This is a genomic window from Lysinibacillus antri (assembly GCF_003977595.1).
Taxonomy (GTDB): Bacteria; Bacillota; Bacilli; order Bacillales_A; family Planococcaceae; genus Ureibacillus; species Ureibacillus antri.
Window position 1 is genome coordinate 37,818 of the sequence record NZ_RYYR01000014.1, and the last position, 17,569, is coordinate 55,386.

Genomic DNA, 17,569 nt, shown 5'->3' on the forward strand with positions numbered 1-17,569 from the left:
CTATTTCTACAATTTAAATCTACCTACTATACCATTTAAATTCTCCGCAAGTTTCGCTAATTGATCCGCGCTACCTGCAATTTCTTCCATAGAACTATTTGTCTGTTGAGAAGCAGCAGTTGTCTGTTCAACTCCAGCGGCTGATTGTTCTGAAATCGCTGCAATCTCTTGAATAAATCCGTTCATTTCCTGGCTACTCGATGCGATCGTTGACAAGTTGGATACAATCGAGTGAATATTATCAACCATTCCATTTACCGATGCACTAATATTCACAAAGGTTTTTTGCGTTAGTTGGATTTGGTTTGTTCCTTCTTCTACCTCTTTATAACCAATTTGTAACGAACTTGTGACTTCATTAAATTCATTTTGGATATTTGCTACAATATTTGTTATATCCGTTACCGAACTTCCCACTTGTTCTGCAAGTTTTCGTACTTCTTCAGCTACGACTGCAAAACCTTTCCCGTGTTCACCTGCTCTTGCTGCTTCAATGGCAGCATTTAAAGATAATAAATTCGTTTGATCCGCAATATCTTTGATGACTACAACTAATTTTGAAATCTCTTGCGCTTGTGTATTTAAACTATTCACTTTATGAACAGATTCTCTTACAATTTGATCAATTGTCACCATTTGATTTGTGGAAGATTCCATTAATTCACTACCACTATTTGTCATCATTAATACTTCATTTGTAGACTGTTGAATTTCTTCCCCATACTCATTTACTTCTAATACTTTATTTGTAAAGGAAGTCATCATAGAAGATAAGCTACTCGCATGATCTGCTTGTTTTTCAGTGCCTGAAGCCAGTTCCTCCATCGTCACAGCGACTTGTTCAGAACCTTGTTTCACTTCCCCTGCCATTTGAGTTAACTCTTCACTATGGCTTGTAATGACTTGTGAATCCGTTGAAATGCCTTCAATAATGGCTTTCAGTTTTGTTTGTAAATCATTCATAGCGTTCGCCAATTGACCTGTCTCGTCTTTCGATTTGATTTGAAGCAATTCTTGACTTAAGTCAGCATTCGCTAAATAGTCCATGTGTTCTGTTACAGACTTTATTGGTCTAGAGATTTTATTTGCGAAATACCAGATGACAATGAAACCTACTACTAGCGAAATAATCAATACGTATAAATTAGCAGTCAATATTTCGTTAGCTGGAGCATGAAAATCCATCATGTATGTAGTTGCATTTACTGTCCAACCCCAATTAGAATCCGTTTGGGAGAAGGATACCTTTTCTTCAATTTGATCTTCATTATTTATTAACGGATAGTCGTAGTAAACAAAGTCTCCACCTTGCCCACCAATTGCGATCATTTCTTGAATCAACTTTTTATCATTTGTATCCGTTAAATCCCAAAGATTATTTCCTTCTTTATTTGGATGCGCAACTGCAACACCCTTTTGGTCAACAATAAAGATGTAACCATTCTCGCCTAGATCAACATTCGAATTAATTGGTCGAATCCCTTCCGAATCCTTTTCACCTAGTATCATTATTTTCACTTGCTCTTGTGCATCTTCTAATGAAATATTACCTTTTTCAACTTCTTTATTCAAAGTATTAATCATCTCAATTGTCATTGAAACACTGTTTTGTAAATTGGTTTTACCTAGTTCATTTAAGCCCTTTTCACTTTTTTGGTAACTAAACACTCCTAATATCAACATAGGAACGATTAATAAAACTAAGGAAATCATTATTAGTTTTGCCTTAATGGTTGGTGCTAGTATTTTGCGTACCACCCTTTTGCCCACCCTTCTATGTTTAATTTATTTTCATATTCTCTTAAGATAATTTTTTCGGTTTTGAGATATAATACCCTTGCAATAAAGGAACTCCTAATTTTCTAGCCACTTCTAAATCTGCTTTCTCTTCAATCCCCTCTAATACCAGCTTCATTTTTTCATTGGTATATTCTAAAAACAATGAAATCAATTGTTGTTTTGCAACTGACTGTGATAAATCCTTACCCTTTGTATGATCTAGTTTCACAAAATCGGGCGTTAGTAATTCCAATTTCTTTAACGATGCCTTTGATATAGATAAATCATCAAACGCAACACTATAACCAAATCTCTTTAATAAAACTAAACGATTTAAAAATTGAGTTTGCCACCAAAGTTTTTGTTCATTTTCTGTTTCATTGATTTCGAAAACAATTCTATTTTTCAATTTTGGAAAAGCCTCACTAACCGACTTTAAAAAACTTTCAAATTTATCGTGAATTACTGTTGACGGAAATATATTGATAAACAATAGATGTTTGCTTAAGTACTCCTTTGGATACCCTTTGATCGCATTCATAATGCAAACTGTATCTAGTTCAAATAAAAGATTATGTTCACGAGCTTGTTCAAATACTGTTAACGGGTTCGTCCAAGGCGTTGTTCTCATAAGCGCTTCATACGCAAAGATTTTCTCATTATCTGATTTAATTAACGGCTGATATTCACTAAATAGTCTATTTTCTCGAATAAGATTATGGATATTGTCCATCGATAGAAAAATCCCCCCATTACTATATACTTCATTTTTTATATTTCAAATTAAATATATAATCACTTTTACCCATTACATTTTTACCAGTATGGATACAAAAAAATTTTTTCACCTCTATAATATGTATGTTCCCTTACCACATGTATGGATAGGTTAACTTAAAACGATTTTTTGAATTATCTTCCAAAACACTATATTATTATAGAATTAATATATTTAATTTTCAATATATTATTTAAATTTAAGTATTTTTCAGCACAGTCACTTTATTTTTTTAATCCAATGAAATACATATAATTATTATTACCCATTCCACCTTCACTTTTAGTAGAATATTTGATAATTTCTTTCCTTTCTGTTAAATATCTATAAATTAAAAGACTTTACTTTCATACTAATTTGAAAATGGCGCAACTTTCTAAACTACTTCCATTTCTTGTAATAGCACCAATTTATTCATTATGTTAAATTAACATAGGTTATTTACTTATTATATTATGAAAATTTTCAGCTAAAGGAGGAATCAAAATAGGAATGACTAGTATTAAAGCCAAATTAATCTCTATTTTCCTGACACTATCTATCATTCCATTAGTTATTGCCACATCCATCATCTTTTTCGTTACAGATAAAGGGTTATCTTTTTTAATAGAAGATCAACAACAAAAAATGATTCATAATGTTCAATATGAATTGGATACGATCTCAAAGGATTTATTAGCCATTACTTCTAGCTATTCAAAAAATGCTCAAATAGTAAGTAGTTTTAAAACAGGCAGTCGTAGTGAACTATTAAATACAATCAATCCAATTTTCCAACGTCTTCAAGATGAGCATCAACTAACTGTATTTGAGCTTGGGGAGGTCGATGGGACGGTTGCTTTACGAGGTCATAATCCACTCGAATATGGTGACAACAAAAGTGATGTAGGGGCTATTCAAAAAGCACTGAAGGGAGAGACACTTTCTGGGTTTGAGTATGGAAAAAGCGGTCTTTCTGTAAGAGCCTTTTCACCTATCGTAGAAAACAATAAAATAATTGGTACACTTCAAACGAGTATAAACAGTAACTTTATTGAGAAGTTAAGTAGCAAGCTTGAAGGAACAATAATTACTTTGTATAACCAAGATGGTTCTGTCATGTATTCATCCGCTACATCTGATGTAAAGCAGCTTGATTCAGAAGTTCTAACCCATATTTTTAAAGGCAACATCTCCACACATCAACAGGATGATACACTGGAATCAATCGTTCCACTCTATGACCCAACTGGTGCAGAGGTGATTGGTGGTATTGGAATCAATCAAAATATTTCTGTTATGTCTAATGTTAAACAGCAAATTTTAGTCGTAACAACAATTTTAGTGGCGCTAACAATTATAATCGTTGTTATATCATCCATTCTGTTTAGCCGTTCCATATCAAAACCAATTATACAATTAGCCGATACGATGGATGAACTTTCAAATGGAAATTTACAAGTGAATACATATGAAAGTACTCGCAAAGATGAGATAGGACATCTATTGAATGCCACGCATCAGATGAAAACAAATATTTATACAACAATTGAAAAAGTGGCAGATGCTTCTAAACAAGTGGCGACACAAAGCAACGAGTTAAAAGAAGCGGCAAACGAGTTCAATGCAGGGTCACAACAAATCGCTTTCACGATGAACGAAATATCTGCAGGAGCTGATAGTCAGGCGAATAACATGACCGATTTAGCTTCCATGGCTACTGATTTTTCTACATCAATCCAGTATACAAATAATAATGGGCTTGAAATGAATTACCTATCCAATGAAGTTCTTGAGCACACAAATACCGGAAAACAATTAATGCATTCTTCTAGTAAGCAGATGCAAAAAATTGACTGTATTATGATCGAAGCTGTTAACAAGATGCAAAACTTAGAAGTACAAACAAAAGAAATTTCTACGTTAGTAACCATAATTCAAGACATTGCTAACCAAACCAATTTACTTGCACTAAACGCAGCGATAGAAGCGGCACGTGCAAAAGAACATGGTGCAGGATTTTCTGTTGTGGCAGATGAAGTGAGAAAATTAGCGGATCAAGTATCCAATTCCATTTCAAACATCACCCACATTGTTGCGTCCATTCAACATGAAACAAAATTAGTGGAAACTTCTTTAAAGGATGGTTATTCCGAAATAAAACTAGGGAATGAGCAAATTCAATCTACTGAACAAACTTTTCAACAAATTACTCACTCTATATCTGGTATGGTTGAAAAAATCCAATTCATTACTCATGACTTATCCGAAAACATGGAGCGTTCCAAACATATGAGCGTAACGATTGACGATGTTGCTTCCATTTCAGAAGAAACGGCTGCTGCGGTCGAGCAAACCGCTGCAACAACCCAACAATTTAACAGTTCAATTGAAGAAATTACAAAAAGTACAGAAGAGCTCTCTATTTTATCTGATGAATTAAATGATTTAGTACAACATTTTAAATTATAACTAAACTAAAACTGCCTTTAAGAGTATCTATTCTTCTTAAAGGCAGTTTTTAAATTATAAAGCTTCAATTATAATGAAGATCCATGCTACTAAAAAGAATACCCCACCAATTGGAGTAATTGCACCTAGCTTCTTAATCCCTGTAATTGATAGAACATACAAACTACCAGAAAAGAACAGTACGCCAACAAACATTAAGTAGCCGGCCCATCGAAGTAACGAAGTAGCACCTAGTAACGAATCCATTGATAAAATTGCTATTAATAGTATCCCTAAACCATGATACATTTGGTACTGTACAGCTGTATTCCAATTTTGAGCATATCGCGGTTCTGCAAATTTATCCTTTAAAGCATGCGCTCCAAAGGCACCTAGCGCTACACCTAAAAATGCAAGTAATGCCCCTAATATTAAAAAGTTATTCAAACGAAAACACTCCTTCTATGTATACTCTACTCTCTCAAACTATATCCCGTTCACTCTCTCCTTACAATAAAATGCTATTTTGACTAATAAAAAAGGGGGCATACCGATAGCCCCTTTTTTAGTATTATTTACTTTTTAAACTCATATCGCTTTACGTCGCCATTATTAAACTTTACTTCAAGTTTAAGGTTTTGATAATTTTCATCTAATTTAAAGGCTGTAATGACTTGATTTACTACATCTTCATCTGAAGACGTTTCATTAAATGTGAGCGACTCGAAGTATCCCGCAAGTTGATTATTTGCTTCGTCACCTTTTAATTCCACTTTATTCGCATCATCATCAATTTCTGCCGTTGTACCATTTTGGTTCATAGTATATTCAACATCATAGGATACATCATTTGCATAATCTACATCTAAGTCAAAATGCGTGAAATTATAGGATGTTTCTGCATTCTCTTGATCATCATTAGTTGTATCTGTTTGATTTGTTTCAGTTGCGGGGTTCGTTTCTGTCACCAGTTCATCTTGATCGACATCATTGTCATTACATCCATACAACGCGCCTACTAAAAATGGAACAATAAGAATTTTCGCGTACTTCATTTTTACTCTCTCCTTCTAAAGTTGTCTCATCATATTTTCTCCATAAAGTTAAATTTTATCCAAACTAATGTTAAAAAGTGGTGGTAAAATCCAGGAATATTCCAGTCTTGGAATAATTGGCTTTATAACTTTACCTTATGTTAGATTAGAGGCGAGATTAATTGGTGAAGGGGTAGTCAACATTGAAATTGTTGCGGTAGTTATGGGGCTTTGGTTTGCAAGATAAAAATAAAAAGCGTAGAAGAGATACTTGTCCATTCTCTTTTACGCTTCTTTTTTTGGTTTTGTCTTTCTCTTCCTTGTAGTAGGTTTCTTTTTTATTGACGTTTTATCCAGTGAAGCTTGCAATGCGGCCATCAATTCTGTCATACCAGATGGAAGCTTTGTTTCTTTCTCAGTTGCAGTGACAGTAGCATTTTCTGCTTTCTTCTTCTCAATGAGTTCTAATAAAGCCGTTCGATAGTCATCCGTATATTTTTCCGGTTCAAATTGTACTGTTAACTGCTCGATCAGCATGAGTGCTAGATCCAATTCCTCTTCTGTAACCTTCTCTGTGCTTGGCATATTTGGTATTTCAGCAGTATTTCGCACTTCATCTGGGAATAGAATCGTTTCCATTAGTAATGTATCATGATAGACACGAACAATAGCGAGTTGCTCTTTTGAACGAATTGTAATTTTTGCAACGCCTATTTTCCCCGAATTACTTAATGCTTCTCGTAATAATGCATAAGCTTTTTTTCCACCACTGTCTGGAGCAAGAAAATAGCTTCGTTCGAAATAAATGGGATCAATCTCTTTTAGTTTTACAAATTCTATAATTTCTACAGCTTTGTCTTCGTTTTCTTTTCTAAGGTTTTCAAGTTCTTCAGCATCTAACACTACATATTTATTTTTGGCATATTCATAAGCCTTAACAATCTCTTCATTACCTACTTCCGTATCGCAAACTGGACAGGTCTTCTTGTAGTTAATTGGACTATTACATGCTTTATGTAATTGTCTTAACTGTATATCTTTACTTTCCGTTGCGGCGTGGAGCTTGATTGGAATGTTCACTAGACCAAAACTAATGCTACCTTTCCAAACAGTATGCATTAAAATCACTCCTCTTTTCATTATTATGCGAATAGATTGTTCTTTCTATGTATAACTGATTAAATAGATCATCATTTGGCTCCAAAATTTTTTCCTATTTCAGCAGTACCCGAACGCATCATACAAAATTCCGAACCTATTTTAACAACTTTAATAGAATGAACAAAAAAATAACCCTCCATCAATTTGGAGGGTCTACGCTTTTAGTAGCACTGGTTCCGGTTGTTTTAGTTTAAAATATTGCGCACATACAGCAATAACGATGATTAAATCAATCAGGTCGCCACCATAATACATCAACATTGCCCCCACTTTTGCATCAGCTTGTTCAATTCCTACTGGCGGGTTTGCATAAATCCATTTTGATAAAATACTATGACCTGCCATCGCTAGTACTAATACAACTGCTCTTAATTGAAAACTTGTCCGTCGAGGGGATAGATCAACGTTAATCATCGATACCGTAAAAATATATCCCGCTAAAAACACATGGAAATGAATGAAAATATAAAGTACTGTCGAGGAGTGCATAAGATTAAACAAGTCTGTCGTATAGAGAATCCATAACCCTCCAATATTTAAGATGCTTGCAGTTATTGGATGACTAACAAATTGGATATATGTGCTTTTTAGAAATTTGCTTACTTTTCTTGCAAATCGTACAGGTAACGTTCTTACTAACAAAGTCATTGGTGCTGAAAATACAAGCAATAATGGACCTAGCATCCCGAGGAGCAAATGGGTAGCCATATGTGCTTGAAAACTAGTATGAGCCATTTTCGCAATTGGTCCTAGAATGCTTAAGCTAATACAGACGATTCCTGCACTCCATAAAACAATTCGATACAATGGCCACTTTCGCTTTTTCTTGTTAGAAGCATACACGGCAATTAAATAAGGTAAAATAAGACAACTGATTAATATCCCCAGACCCAACAGACTTGAACTATCCACTGTACCTACTTCATGGTGATTATGCATTCATTCCACCTACTTTTGGATGTGGAACGGAGGACTTCTTTTTTATTAAGACAGTTCCAATAATAATTAATAAAATGGCAATGACATTCCAGGTTAGATCGTAATAAAAAATCTCCACATTGTAACGAATTTGGTGGATTTTCATTAATTTATGTTGAATCGTTCCATCATAGAGCTGGAACACCCCTGCTCCAAGCAATAAAGAACCGATCCATTTTTGTTTTTTCCACACATTTCGTTTTCTTAGTTGAGCAAGCATAAATAATCCGGCTACGGTTGCGAACCAACTAAATGCATGAAACAGACCATCCGAGATTAGCCCTACACTTAATGTAGCTTTATCATAAAAGTGATGCCAATGAAGCAATTGGTGGAAAACAGCCTCGTCCAAAAATGCCACGATCCCTACTCCAAAGAACACACCTGACCATAGATTTAAAGCATCGTCATTTTTATTTTTTTCCAATTCTACTCATCCTCTTATCGTACGTATATTTTCCCCTCCTATTTTATCCATCTTTTGTAAAAGCTATAATTAGAAAAAACAAGTATCTAATAAGTGCTTATGAATTATATTGCTTATGAATTATATATAGTAGCTTTGGAAATGATAAAAACTGCTCTATTACTAGATGCTAACGGAGTTTCGGAAAAAGTTTGCATAGTGAGAGGACTAAGCACACAAGCCGCAGAGCCAACTTGAAGCTGTCTCTACGACTTGTCTTTGTGCTTTGTGAAAGGTCCTCTCACATAAAATAATGCCAACTAAACTTTCTATATTTGTTCGCGGCTTACAGTGGTAGGCCGCGCTTTCTAAATTCAGATTATACTACCGGTATATTCTTATATCCTATTGTCCTAAGTAACTTGTTGATTGAAGTGAAGGGGCGACTCCTGCGGGAACAGTGACTCGAGACCCCGCAGGAGCAAAGTGACGAGGAGGCTCGAGCCGGGCCCACGAAAAGCGTCCCCGTAACGGAAATTAATTTTCTCCACATTAAAAACACATCATTTTTCTCAATGGAAAAGTGATGTGTTTTTGTTTTACCCTAGCTAGCCTTATTTTTCACCTTCAGAACAGCCTCATGCTTCATTTAATGACTATGCGCATGGTGATGGTGGTCATCATTTTTGAGTTTGCATAAGATCGAGTTGTCATGGGCATGTTCTACATTTTCTATTTGAACTGTCATATGATTAATCCCCACATGTAGTAATCGATGTTCAATATCTTTCAGCATCTTTTGACTTTCTTGTAATGTGATATGATCTTTCACTACCATATGGCAAGATAATGCATTTTGGCCACTTGTAATTGACCATACATGTAAATCATGAATATCCATTACATCCGGCGTTGATTTAAAGATTTGAATAATTTCTTCTAGCTTAATATTACTTGGTGTACCTTCCATTAAAACATGAATCGAGTCTTTTGTTACGCGATAACCACTAATTAAAACTAACAGTGCCACGATTACACTTGCTAATGGATCTGCCCAGCCCCAACCTAAAAACATTATCAGTAGAGCTGCAATTACTGCCCCTACCGAACCAAGCATATCGCCAATAACATGTAAAAATGCTGCGCGTACATTTAAATTTTCCTTCGTATCACCGCCACGCATAATAATCCACGCTACTAAAATATTGACAAGTAGCCCGATAATTGCAATCGTTAACATCCCCGTTGACGCAATTTGAGGAGGATTGGAAAACCTTTCGATTGCCTCATAAAAAATGAAAAGGGCAATGATAATTAGCGTAACACCATTAAATACAGCAGCTAATATTTCAAAACGCTTATATCCATAGGTTTTACTGTAGCTTGCCACCTTCTCACCAAATTTAAAGGCTAGAACTCCTACCCCAAGTGATACCGCATCGCTAAGCATATGCCCAGCATCTGAAAGTAACGCAAGGCTATTTGTCATTAATCCCCCAATGACTTCGAGAATCATAAATGCACTAATGATAAAAAATGCAATCAACAACGTCTTTTTATTGGCGCCGTGTGCATGATTGTGATGTGCATGATCATGTCCGTGTCCCATTGCTATGCCCCCTATCTTTATATATTAATATATGTTCATATAGCGATATTTGATATAAGACATTTTACCTTCTAGCTATGAATAGCATGTTCAATTGTTTGCTTTAACATGTTCATCACATGTTCATCATCATAAGAGTAAAATAAAGTTGTGCCTTCTCTACGATATTTAACTAAACGGAGATTTTTTAAAAATCGAAGTTGATGGGAAACAGTTGATTGTCTAAGATCTAACGTATCTGCAATTTCGTTAACGGAATACTCCTTTGCAAAAAGTAAATTTAATATTCGTATTCGAGTTGGGTCACTTAATGCTTTAAATGTTTGAGAAACTAAAAATAACGTTTCTTCATCTAATTCTTCACTTGCCAATTGGAAATCATCCTCCACTCCATCCACCTCACTTAAAATTCGATATATGAGCATATGTTCATATAATTATTATACGTTGATTTATTCTAAATGTACACATATTCATTTGGAAAATTTTATATGAAAAGTGGAAGCGCCATCGCTCAGCCCCGACAGAAACTAGAGACTTCCGACAAGGATGCTTGCATGCGTAGGAGGAAGTTGAAGTTTCGAAAGGGGCTATGGTGCTGAAGCTAGACATTATTCCAACTTAAAATTTTATACATTCTTATTCAATTAAAATAGGCATCCCCACACACGGTGGAAATGCCCCTTTTTCAATAGTAGATTTCTACTCCTGATTCATGTGCTTTGTGCGCTAGGCGAATTGTGGAAACTGCCACATCTGCATACGTTACTTCTTTTTTCGGACTAAACTTACCATCTTCTGTAGGTAGTATTTCTAATGCCGTCGCTAATGCAACATAACCTGTTTGTGTTACCTCATCTGCGTCTTTTACATTCACTTTATAAATGTCTTTATGTTTAGCAGCCTGTTCTAATCCAAGCGCTTTAATGTACCAAACGGCTAATTCTTCACGTGTAATTTTCGCTTCCGTGTCAAATGTACCCGCCGAAGCATCTAAAATACCCATCGTTACAGCTCTTTCAACTACATTATAGTATTTATTATCAGGGCCGATATTTTCGAAAGATTGTGGTTTTTCCTCTTGCTCTGGATACATTCCATCATAAAAATAGGATAAAGACTTCACCAACACACTTAACGCTTCACCTTTTGAGATTTTCTCGTTTGCATTAAAGCTAGCTGGATCCTTCACATCTAATATTTTATTTTGAATTAAGTAGTTCAATTCGTTTGCTGCAGTTGGATGTGATACGGTTGTAGAGTCTTTCTGTCCGTAATGAGAAATCCATTCCCCACTCGTTGCATCTAAAGAACCGATCGCTAACTTGTTATAAGTTGGTACATAAACTAACGAATAGTGCTTGTCTTCTTCAGAATGTTTCATGTACAGTAACTCTACACCGATTGCTTCTAAATAGCGTTCTTTAGCTTTTTCATTGGATAATGCGCCTTCTACCTGTGGCCACTCTTCGATATTTTGTTGATTAACATATAAACTACTTAATTTTCCATCTGAATTAATACTGATGCTGATTTCATCCCCTGTTACGGCAATTCCATTCACTACTCTTGGGAATGTGAAACTATATGATCCTAATTGTTGATCAACATAAGGTTCAGCAATTGGTTTGGCATAATTGTGTAAATACGATGGTACCCATTCTTTTAAATAGGCAATTGCTTTTGATAAGGCTTCAGCACTTGTTAAAGTACCACCTTTACTTTCATCTTTGCCTAAATTATTTAGTACTTCATTTCTCATGTCGTGATATTGAATGATTTCACCCGTTTGTTTGTCAATCTCAATGCTTGTCCCATAGCCGCCATTTTTATATTCATAGGAATAATCAACCACATATACTTCTTTACCGTTATAATTCGTTGTTTCACCAACATGATGAATTGTTAAAGTCACATCTTCTGAATCCACTTTTAATAATTCATTGACAAGTGTCTTGACATCTTCAACTGTTAAACCTTTATGCTTTGCTGGTAATGGCTTTTCTACTAGTTTTTCTATTGATTTTCGAGGTGGTAGGCTACTTGTGATCTCTTTTGAAGTATACCAATCGCCACTTAACGCATGAACACCCACGAATTGGCTTGTTGGATTATAAACTAATTGGACAGTTCTTTCACCACTTTGATAATCGTGATTAATTTGATATTGGAGCTGAACTGATAGATTTTCTTTTATTTTCTTTAGTACTTCTGATTGCATTTTTAATTGAGTTGTTTCATCAAATGTATGTGATTTATTAGATAATGGGTTTCGATAAAATTCTGTAATTTCGCCATTTCCAAGTACTGTTACGTGGATTTGCTGATCAGAAATTTTAATATCCTTGTTCGTACGTCCAAATGTAAAGCCATAACGGATTGGCTCAGTTAATACTTGGTTTGCATAAAAATAATAAAAATTACTTTCATTTGTATTGAGTTTATATTGATCGCCATTTGGGAACTTCTTAATAAAGTTTGAAGCAATTTCCTTGGCCTCATCTTCTTTTACTTTCGCAGGGAACAATGCTTCTGATTCATTAGCTGGGCTGAAATAAAAACTCTCAATTTCTAACTTCTCACCTGCGAATGTAATGCCACCATGAATATTTTTACCTTGAACAGTTTTATGGAAACTTAAATCATAGCGGATCGTGTCTTCACCAGGAAAATGATGTCCGCTACTCATATGAAAATCATTACTTGTTAAGTAATCAAATTTGTTTGGGAAGATCTCTTTGAACTTTTTAATTAAGTCATTTTTTGATACAGTGCTCTCAGTAGCAGCAACCTCGATTAAAGGTTTTTCTGCTTGTCCACCTTGTCCATTGACCGTTGTTTGTGCATGTCCTACTGAAGTTACTAATCCTAAAGATAATGCCGCAGTTGTTACAGTAATTCCAATTCTCCTTAAATTTACCAAAATAACCCTCCTCACTATTTAACATCCATTTTATTACATAATAGGAAGAGATAAAATAGTAGTTTCTATTCATCTATTCCTTTTAAAGCTCCACATTAAAGAAGTTTTCAGAATTGTTTGCGTGCCAGGCACCAAAAAAAGCCTCGACCTACACGTTAGTAGATTTGAGGCAAAAAAAGTTGTGTGAGAATTGTGTGAGTACCAGGCACCAATCAAGGCACCAATCACCTTTTCGTTACATTAAAATTCTCACCGATGAGTAACCAGTTTTGAGGGAATGGGAAACCAAGCTTCCAATAACTTATTCCTCTCAAGTTTAATCGTTTCATAAGGTTAAACTTTGCTTGAATTGACCGCGCATCTTCAAACCACACTTTATGAGCAGCCCCTTCTTTATCTACATAATTAAAATGAGGTGCTTGAGCAGTGTAATCATATTGAATCGCTACATTATTTTCCCTTGCGATTTCTATTGCTCGTTGCGGACTTACTGCACGAGCGTACTTTCCGCCTTCTACAAACGGCAGTGTCCAATCATAGCCATATAAATTTTGGCCCATCATAATCTTATTGGCAGGCATCTCACTTAACGCATAATTTAATACTTTTTCCACTTCTTGAATCGGAGAAACTGGCATTGGTGGTCCACCAGAATATCCCCACTCATATGTCATTAAAACAGAAAAGTCAACTATCTCCCCATGCGCTCGATAATCATGCGCTTCGTACCATTGTCCCGCTTGCTCACGACTTGTTTTTGGTGCTAGGGCAGTTGAGATCAAAAATCCTTCTCTATGCAAATAATCCGCCGCTTTTCTTAAGAAATTATTGTACGCCTGGCGCTGATCCCCTGGTAAAAACTCAAAATCAAAATGAATATCGGATACACTTCCAATTCTTCTTGCCTCTTCTACAATGTTTTCAAGCAACACATCTTGAACAGCAGAGCTTTGGAGAATGGCTTTACCCAGCTCACCACTAAATTGACCATTTTCTAAATTGGTCACTACCATCATCAGTTTTGCCCCTGCACTTGCTGCAACTTCCGGTATTCCCTCTGTCGGAATTGGATCCAAGCTACCATCTCTTCTTGCTTCATAACTAAATGGCGCCAAGTACGTTAAGTATGGACCTACACTTCTCGCTTCATTTAATAATTCCTGGCTCACCGTATCGCCCATTGGTTCAATATAAATATTTACTTCGGTATTTCGTTTAGGCATTGGTGGAATATAAAGCCTTGTTCCTACTGTTAACGGCGTGTTCGGGTTTATCCCGTTAATTTGCGCAAGGGTATTCGGATTTGTGCCAAAGCGCTGGGCAATGGTATATAAAGAATCCCCTGGTTGAACCCAATAAAAGCTACCGTAAATCGGAATCACTAATGCTTGCCCGATTACAAGACTTGAAGAATCTTCTATTTGATTTGCCTGAACGATGTTTTCCATTGTTGTTCCATATGCCTGAGAAATCCCCCATAACGATTGACCTGGTTGAACAACGTGTATTTGAATCGTGTTTCCTCCCCTTAAATCGTTCTATGAAAATATAACACCATTAGATTTTATGATAAGGATGCATAGAAAATAACAGTTGAAATTTGCAACTGGGTCCCTCATACGGAACGCTCTGTTTACTCAACATACAAAAAACTACTAAATGCTTAGACAATCAAACATTTAGTAGCCCATTATTTTAATTTACAATATTATGTTCATAAAGATAATCGTACGTGATGTCGACAAATAAATATTCATGATCATTTAATGCCATTGAATACGTACGTGTTAATTCACCGGTTTCGATATCACTATAAATACTTGAAAGCTCACCTTTTGCATCATTTCTCATTTTGATTAGATTGAATAGGAAGTATGGTCGCCAACTCCAATTTTTACCAACCGCATTATTTTCCACATCCCATTGACCATTATGGCGGACAATGTTTGGCGACACTTGGAATCCTTCATCGTTACAAATATAAAAACGAAATGCATAAGCTTCTAATTGTTTCGCTAGTTGTAATAGCTTCTGTACATCTTTCCCATCCGGCTTCACATGTTCCACGATAGTCGTAATCGTTTTTTTCAGCTTTTTCATTTCTTCATATTTCACTTCTAAAAGTCTTTTTTCCGCTAAGATAAATTGCTGACACTCATTACGGAAACGCATCTTTAGCGTATCACGTGGGATAAATTGCTCGGCTGGCTTTTGTAAATATACCCCTTTAAAATAACGCGCACCATTTTTCCATGCATGATGCAGTTGATAATCGGTCTGAATATTATCAAACATTAACGTAGATCCAATTTTAATCGCTAATGATTGTATCGTTGTAAATACATGGTTTTGCGCACCCCACGCATTATAATTTAGTTGGCTAACATTGATTTTTAATACAGATGGCTCGAACATTAAAATTTGATCCAAATTCGTCTCAGAACCAATATTATCTAGTGCAATCTTCACACCGTATGTTTTTATATAGCGAATGGGGTGTTGTAACTGCTCAAAGTCACCTTTAAACTTATGCTCTGGAATCACTAAATAAATAGAAGACATGCAACTTTCATCTAATTGATCTTTTAACACTTGGAAGTACTTCTCACCAAAGTCTGTCATAAGCAAGTTTGGATTACACGGTAAATAGAGGGCAACTTGATTTCGTAAAACATCTTCTTTTGCAATTTCAATTGTTTTTCTTATTACATACAATTCCACTTCTGTCCGTATCTCTTCTGCAATTGATTCATCATATGTAAACTCTTTTAGATCAACAATTCTTCCTGCAATTGTATGCTGTGCAATAATTTCATAAGCTACAATGACGTGTTCATCTGCACTAAAAATTGGTTCAAACTTAATTTTGATTTCATCTAGTTTCTCTAAAAAATCAAGAACATCCATCCTCATAACCCCCACACACAAAATCTAAAATAATTACCTGTCCTTACTTCATCCTAATTATACACCAAACTACATGTCAGAAAAAGTTACATCACCATTTCTATCACAATTAATTTTATGCAAAAAAAGAACACACTGTAACCTAGTGTATTCTTTATTACTTTGAATATGACGAACATATTTATTATTAATGAAAATTTTTTATCAACTTGAAGATTTCACAACACAATTGCGCTTTTTCCCTTTTGCTTTATAAAGAGCTAAGTCGGTTCTTCCATACCAACTATTAAAAGCTTCATTCTTTTCTTTTGTAGCTACTCCCAAACTAGCTGTTAAAAAGCCCGCAATTGGGAACTTGTACTGTTCAATCGTTTTACGAATTCGTTCTGCAATGAGATAGGCTTCTTCGGTAGTCGTATTATTTAAAATAATGATGAATTCTTCTCCACCAAGACGAACAAGGATATCCGATTTTCGTACAATGCCTTTAAGTATCCCAGCAGTTTGCTTTAATACATCATCTCCTACTGGATGGCCCCATGTGTCGTTTACCTCTTTAAAAAAGTCCATATCAATTATGATCATCGAAAGTGGTTGATTGACGCGATCCGCATGGTTTATTTCGTCTCCGATTTTCATATCCAAATAGTGACGATTATATAGACCTGTTAAATCATCTGTAATTGCTAATGTCTTTAATAGCTTATTTTTCTCTTTTAATTCCTCTGTAAGTTTTGCTAGACTTTGATTTTTCTCGAATAGTTCTTGTTCCAACTTTCGTCTTTCCGTAATGTCTCTTGCAGAAGAATAAATATAGTTGCCATTTGGTTGTGAATGCCATTCTAAATAACGGTACGTTCCATCTTTACGAAGCACACGATTCACAAAGCTTGAGACATACTTTTGATTGACTAAATCTTTCATTGCTTCGATTGTTCGTGGTAAGTCTTCCGGATGAACTAAATCTGTAAAACGGTTACCTTCCAGTTCCTCTACTTTGTATCCTAAAATTCTTTCAAACGCTTGGTTTACTCGAACGAAATAGCCATCCGTACTAGATACGGATAACATATCGATATTAACTTTTAGGAAACCTTCAACTTCTTTATCTAACATATACTCTTTCGTTACATCAAAATATATACAGCCAAAAATGTCTCCATCTATGGGGAAGTTAATTATTCTTATCCACTTTTGGATTGTATACCGATTTATATCAAATTGTGTGGATTTTTTATTAATGACTGCATCGATTACAAAATTGTTCCATTCTCGTTGGTTCTCCCACCCATTTGGGAAAATGTCATAGTATCTTTTATCTTTTATTTTTTCTCCATTAATCCCCATCATCTTTTCATAGGATTCATTATAATCCAAAATGATGTAATCAATAGGTGTCCCATTTCCATCGAAAATTGCTTGTTGACACGTATAAGCGGTTGGAGAATTTTTATAAAATTGTTTATAAAATTGCATATCCAATCCTTACCCCTCCTTAGTGTCACGTTTATTTATATAATGATCCTCTTTAATGTATCTTAATTTCATCTTATCCTCTTTACAA

General features: G+C 35.2%; 14 protein-coding genes. 1 reads left to right on the top strand and 13 read right to left on the bottom strand.

The features are described 5' to 3' along the window. Positions 1 to 6 precede the first annotated feature (6 nt). Both EK386_RS11525 and EK386_RS11530 read right to left on the bottom strand, forming a co-directional pair. Positions 7 to 1,758 carry a methyl-accepting chemotaxis protein gene (locus EK386_RS11525; protein WP_342774255.1) on the bottom strand — a complete coding sequence of 584 codons (1,752 nt, stop codon included), beginning with the start codon at positions 1,756 to 1,758 and terminating at the stop codon, positions 7 to 9. A gap of 43 nt (positions 1,759 to 1,801) precedes the next feature. Beyond that, positions 1,802 to 2,512, bottom strand: coding sequence for an EAL domain-containing protein (locus tag EK386_RS11530; protein ID WP_126659319.1), 711 nt, complete (start codon positions 2,510 to 2,512; stop codon positions 1,802 to 1,804). Positions 2,513 to 3,049: 537 nt separating this feature from the next. Here EK386_RS11530 and EK386_RS11535 point away from each other — a divergent pair. Beyond that, the gene (locus tag EK386_RS11535; protein ID WP_126659320.1) at positions 3,050 to 5,008 is read left to right on the top strand and encodes a methyl-accepting chemotaxis protein; all 1,959 of its coding nucleotides are present in this window, start codon (positions 3,050 to 3,052) and stop codon (positions 5,006 to 5,008) included. 54 nt (positions 5,009 to 5,062) lie between these two features. Here EK386_RS11535 and EK386_RS11540 read toward each other — a convergent pair whose 3' ends face one another. The 11 genes from EK386_RS11540 to EK386_RS11590 form a co-directional block, all read right to left on the bottom strand. Continuing rightward, positions 5,063 to 5,434, bottom strand: a complete 372-nt coding sequence (locus EK386_RS11540; protein WP_126659321.1) for a DUF423 domain-containing protein — start codon at positions 5,432 to 5,434, stop codon at positions 5,063 to 5,065. A 128-nt stretch (positions 5,435 to 5,562) separates the two neighbouring features. Continuing rightward, entirely contained in the window at positions 5,563 to 6,042 is a 480-nt protein-coding gene (locus EK386_RS11545) for a YusW family protein (RefSeq protein ID WP_126659322.1), read from the bottom strand. A gap of 264 nt (positions 6,043 to 6,306) precedes the next feature. After that, entirely contained in the window at positions 6,307 to 7,140 is an 834-nt protein-coding gene (gene ku / locus EK386_RS11550) for a non-homologous end joining protein Ku (protein ID WP_126659323.1), read from the bottom strand. Between the two features lie 195 nt (positions 7,141 to 7,335). Beyond that, the gene (locus tag EK386_RS11555; protein WP_126659324.1) at positions 7,336 to 8,121 is read right to left on the bottom strand and encodes a cytochrome c oxidase assembly protein; all 786 of its coding nucleotides are present in this window, start codon (positions 8,119 to 8,121) and stop codon (positions 7,336 to 7,338) included. Further along, positions 8,114 to 8,587: a DUF2243 domain-containing protein gene (locus EK386_RS11560; protein ID WP_126659325.1), complete on the bottom strand. Its 474-nt coding sequence runs from the start codon at positions 8,585 to 8,587 to the stop codon at positions 8,114 to 8,116. Before EK386_RS11560 ends, EK386_RS11555 begins: the two co-directional genes overlap by 8 nt. A 628-nt stretch (positions 8,588 to 9,215) precedes the next feature. Beyond that, the gene (locus tag EK386_RS11565; protein ID WP_126659326.1) at positions 9,216 to 10,175 is read right to left on the bottom strand and encodes a cation diffusion facilitator family transporter; all 960 of its coding nucleotides are present in this window, start codon (positions 10,173 to 10,175) and stop codon (positions 9,216 to 9,218) included. 71 nt (positions 10,176 to 10,246) lie between these two features. Next, positions 10,247 to 10,564, bottom strand: a complete 318-nt coding sequence (locus EK386_RS11570) for an ArsR/SmtB family transcription factor (RefSeq protein ID WP_439331231.1) — start codon at positions 10,562 to 10,564, stop codon at positions 10,247 to 10,249. A 299-nt stretch (positions 10,565 to 10,863) separates the two neighbouring features. Further along, positions 10,864 to 13,098: a YcdB/YcdC domain-containing protein gene (locus EK386_RS11575; RefSeq protein ID WP_126659328.1), complete on the bottom strand. Its 2,235-nt coding sequence runs from the start codon at positions 13,096 to 13,098 to the stop codon at positions 10,864 to 10,866. A 224-nt stretch (positions 13,099 to 13,322) separates the two neighbouring features. After that, on the bottom strand, positions 13,323 to 14,612 hold the full coding sequence (locus tag EK386_RS11580; protein WP_126659329.1) for a glycoside hydrolase family 18 protein: 1,290 nt from the start codon (positions 14,610 to 14,612) through the stop codon (positions 13,323 to 13,325). A 181-nt stretch (positions 14,613 to 14,793) separates the two neighbouring features. Next, positions 14,794 to 16,005 carry an EAL-associated domain-containing protein gene (locus EK386_RS11585; RefSeq protein WP_126659330.1) on the bottom strand — a complete coding sequence of 404 codons (1,212 nt, stop codon included), beginning with the start codon at positions 16,003 to 16,005 and terminating at the stop codon, positions 14,794 to 14,796. 204 nt (positions 16,006 to 16,209) lie between these two features. Beyond that, entirely contained in the window at positions 16,210 to 17,481 is a 1,272-nt protein-coding gene (locus tag EK386_RS11590) for a diguanylate cyclase (RefSeq protein WP_246027654.1), read from the bottom strand. Between the last annotated feature and the right edge of the window lie 88 nt (positions 17,482 to 17,569).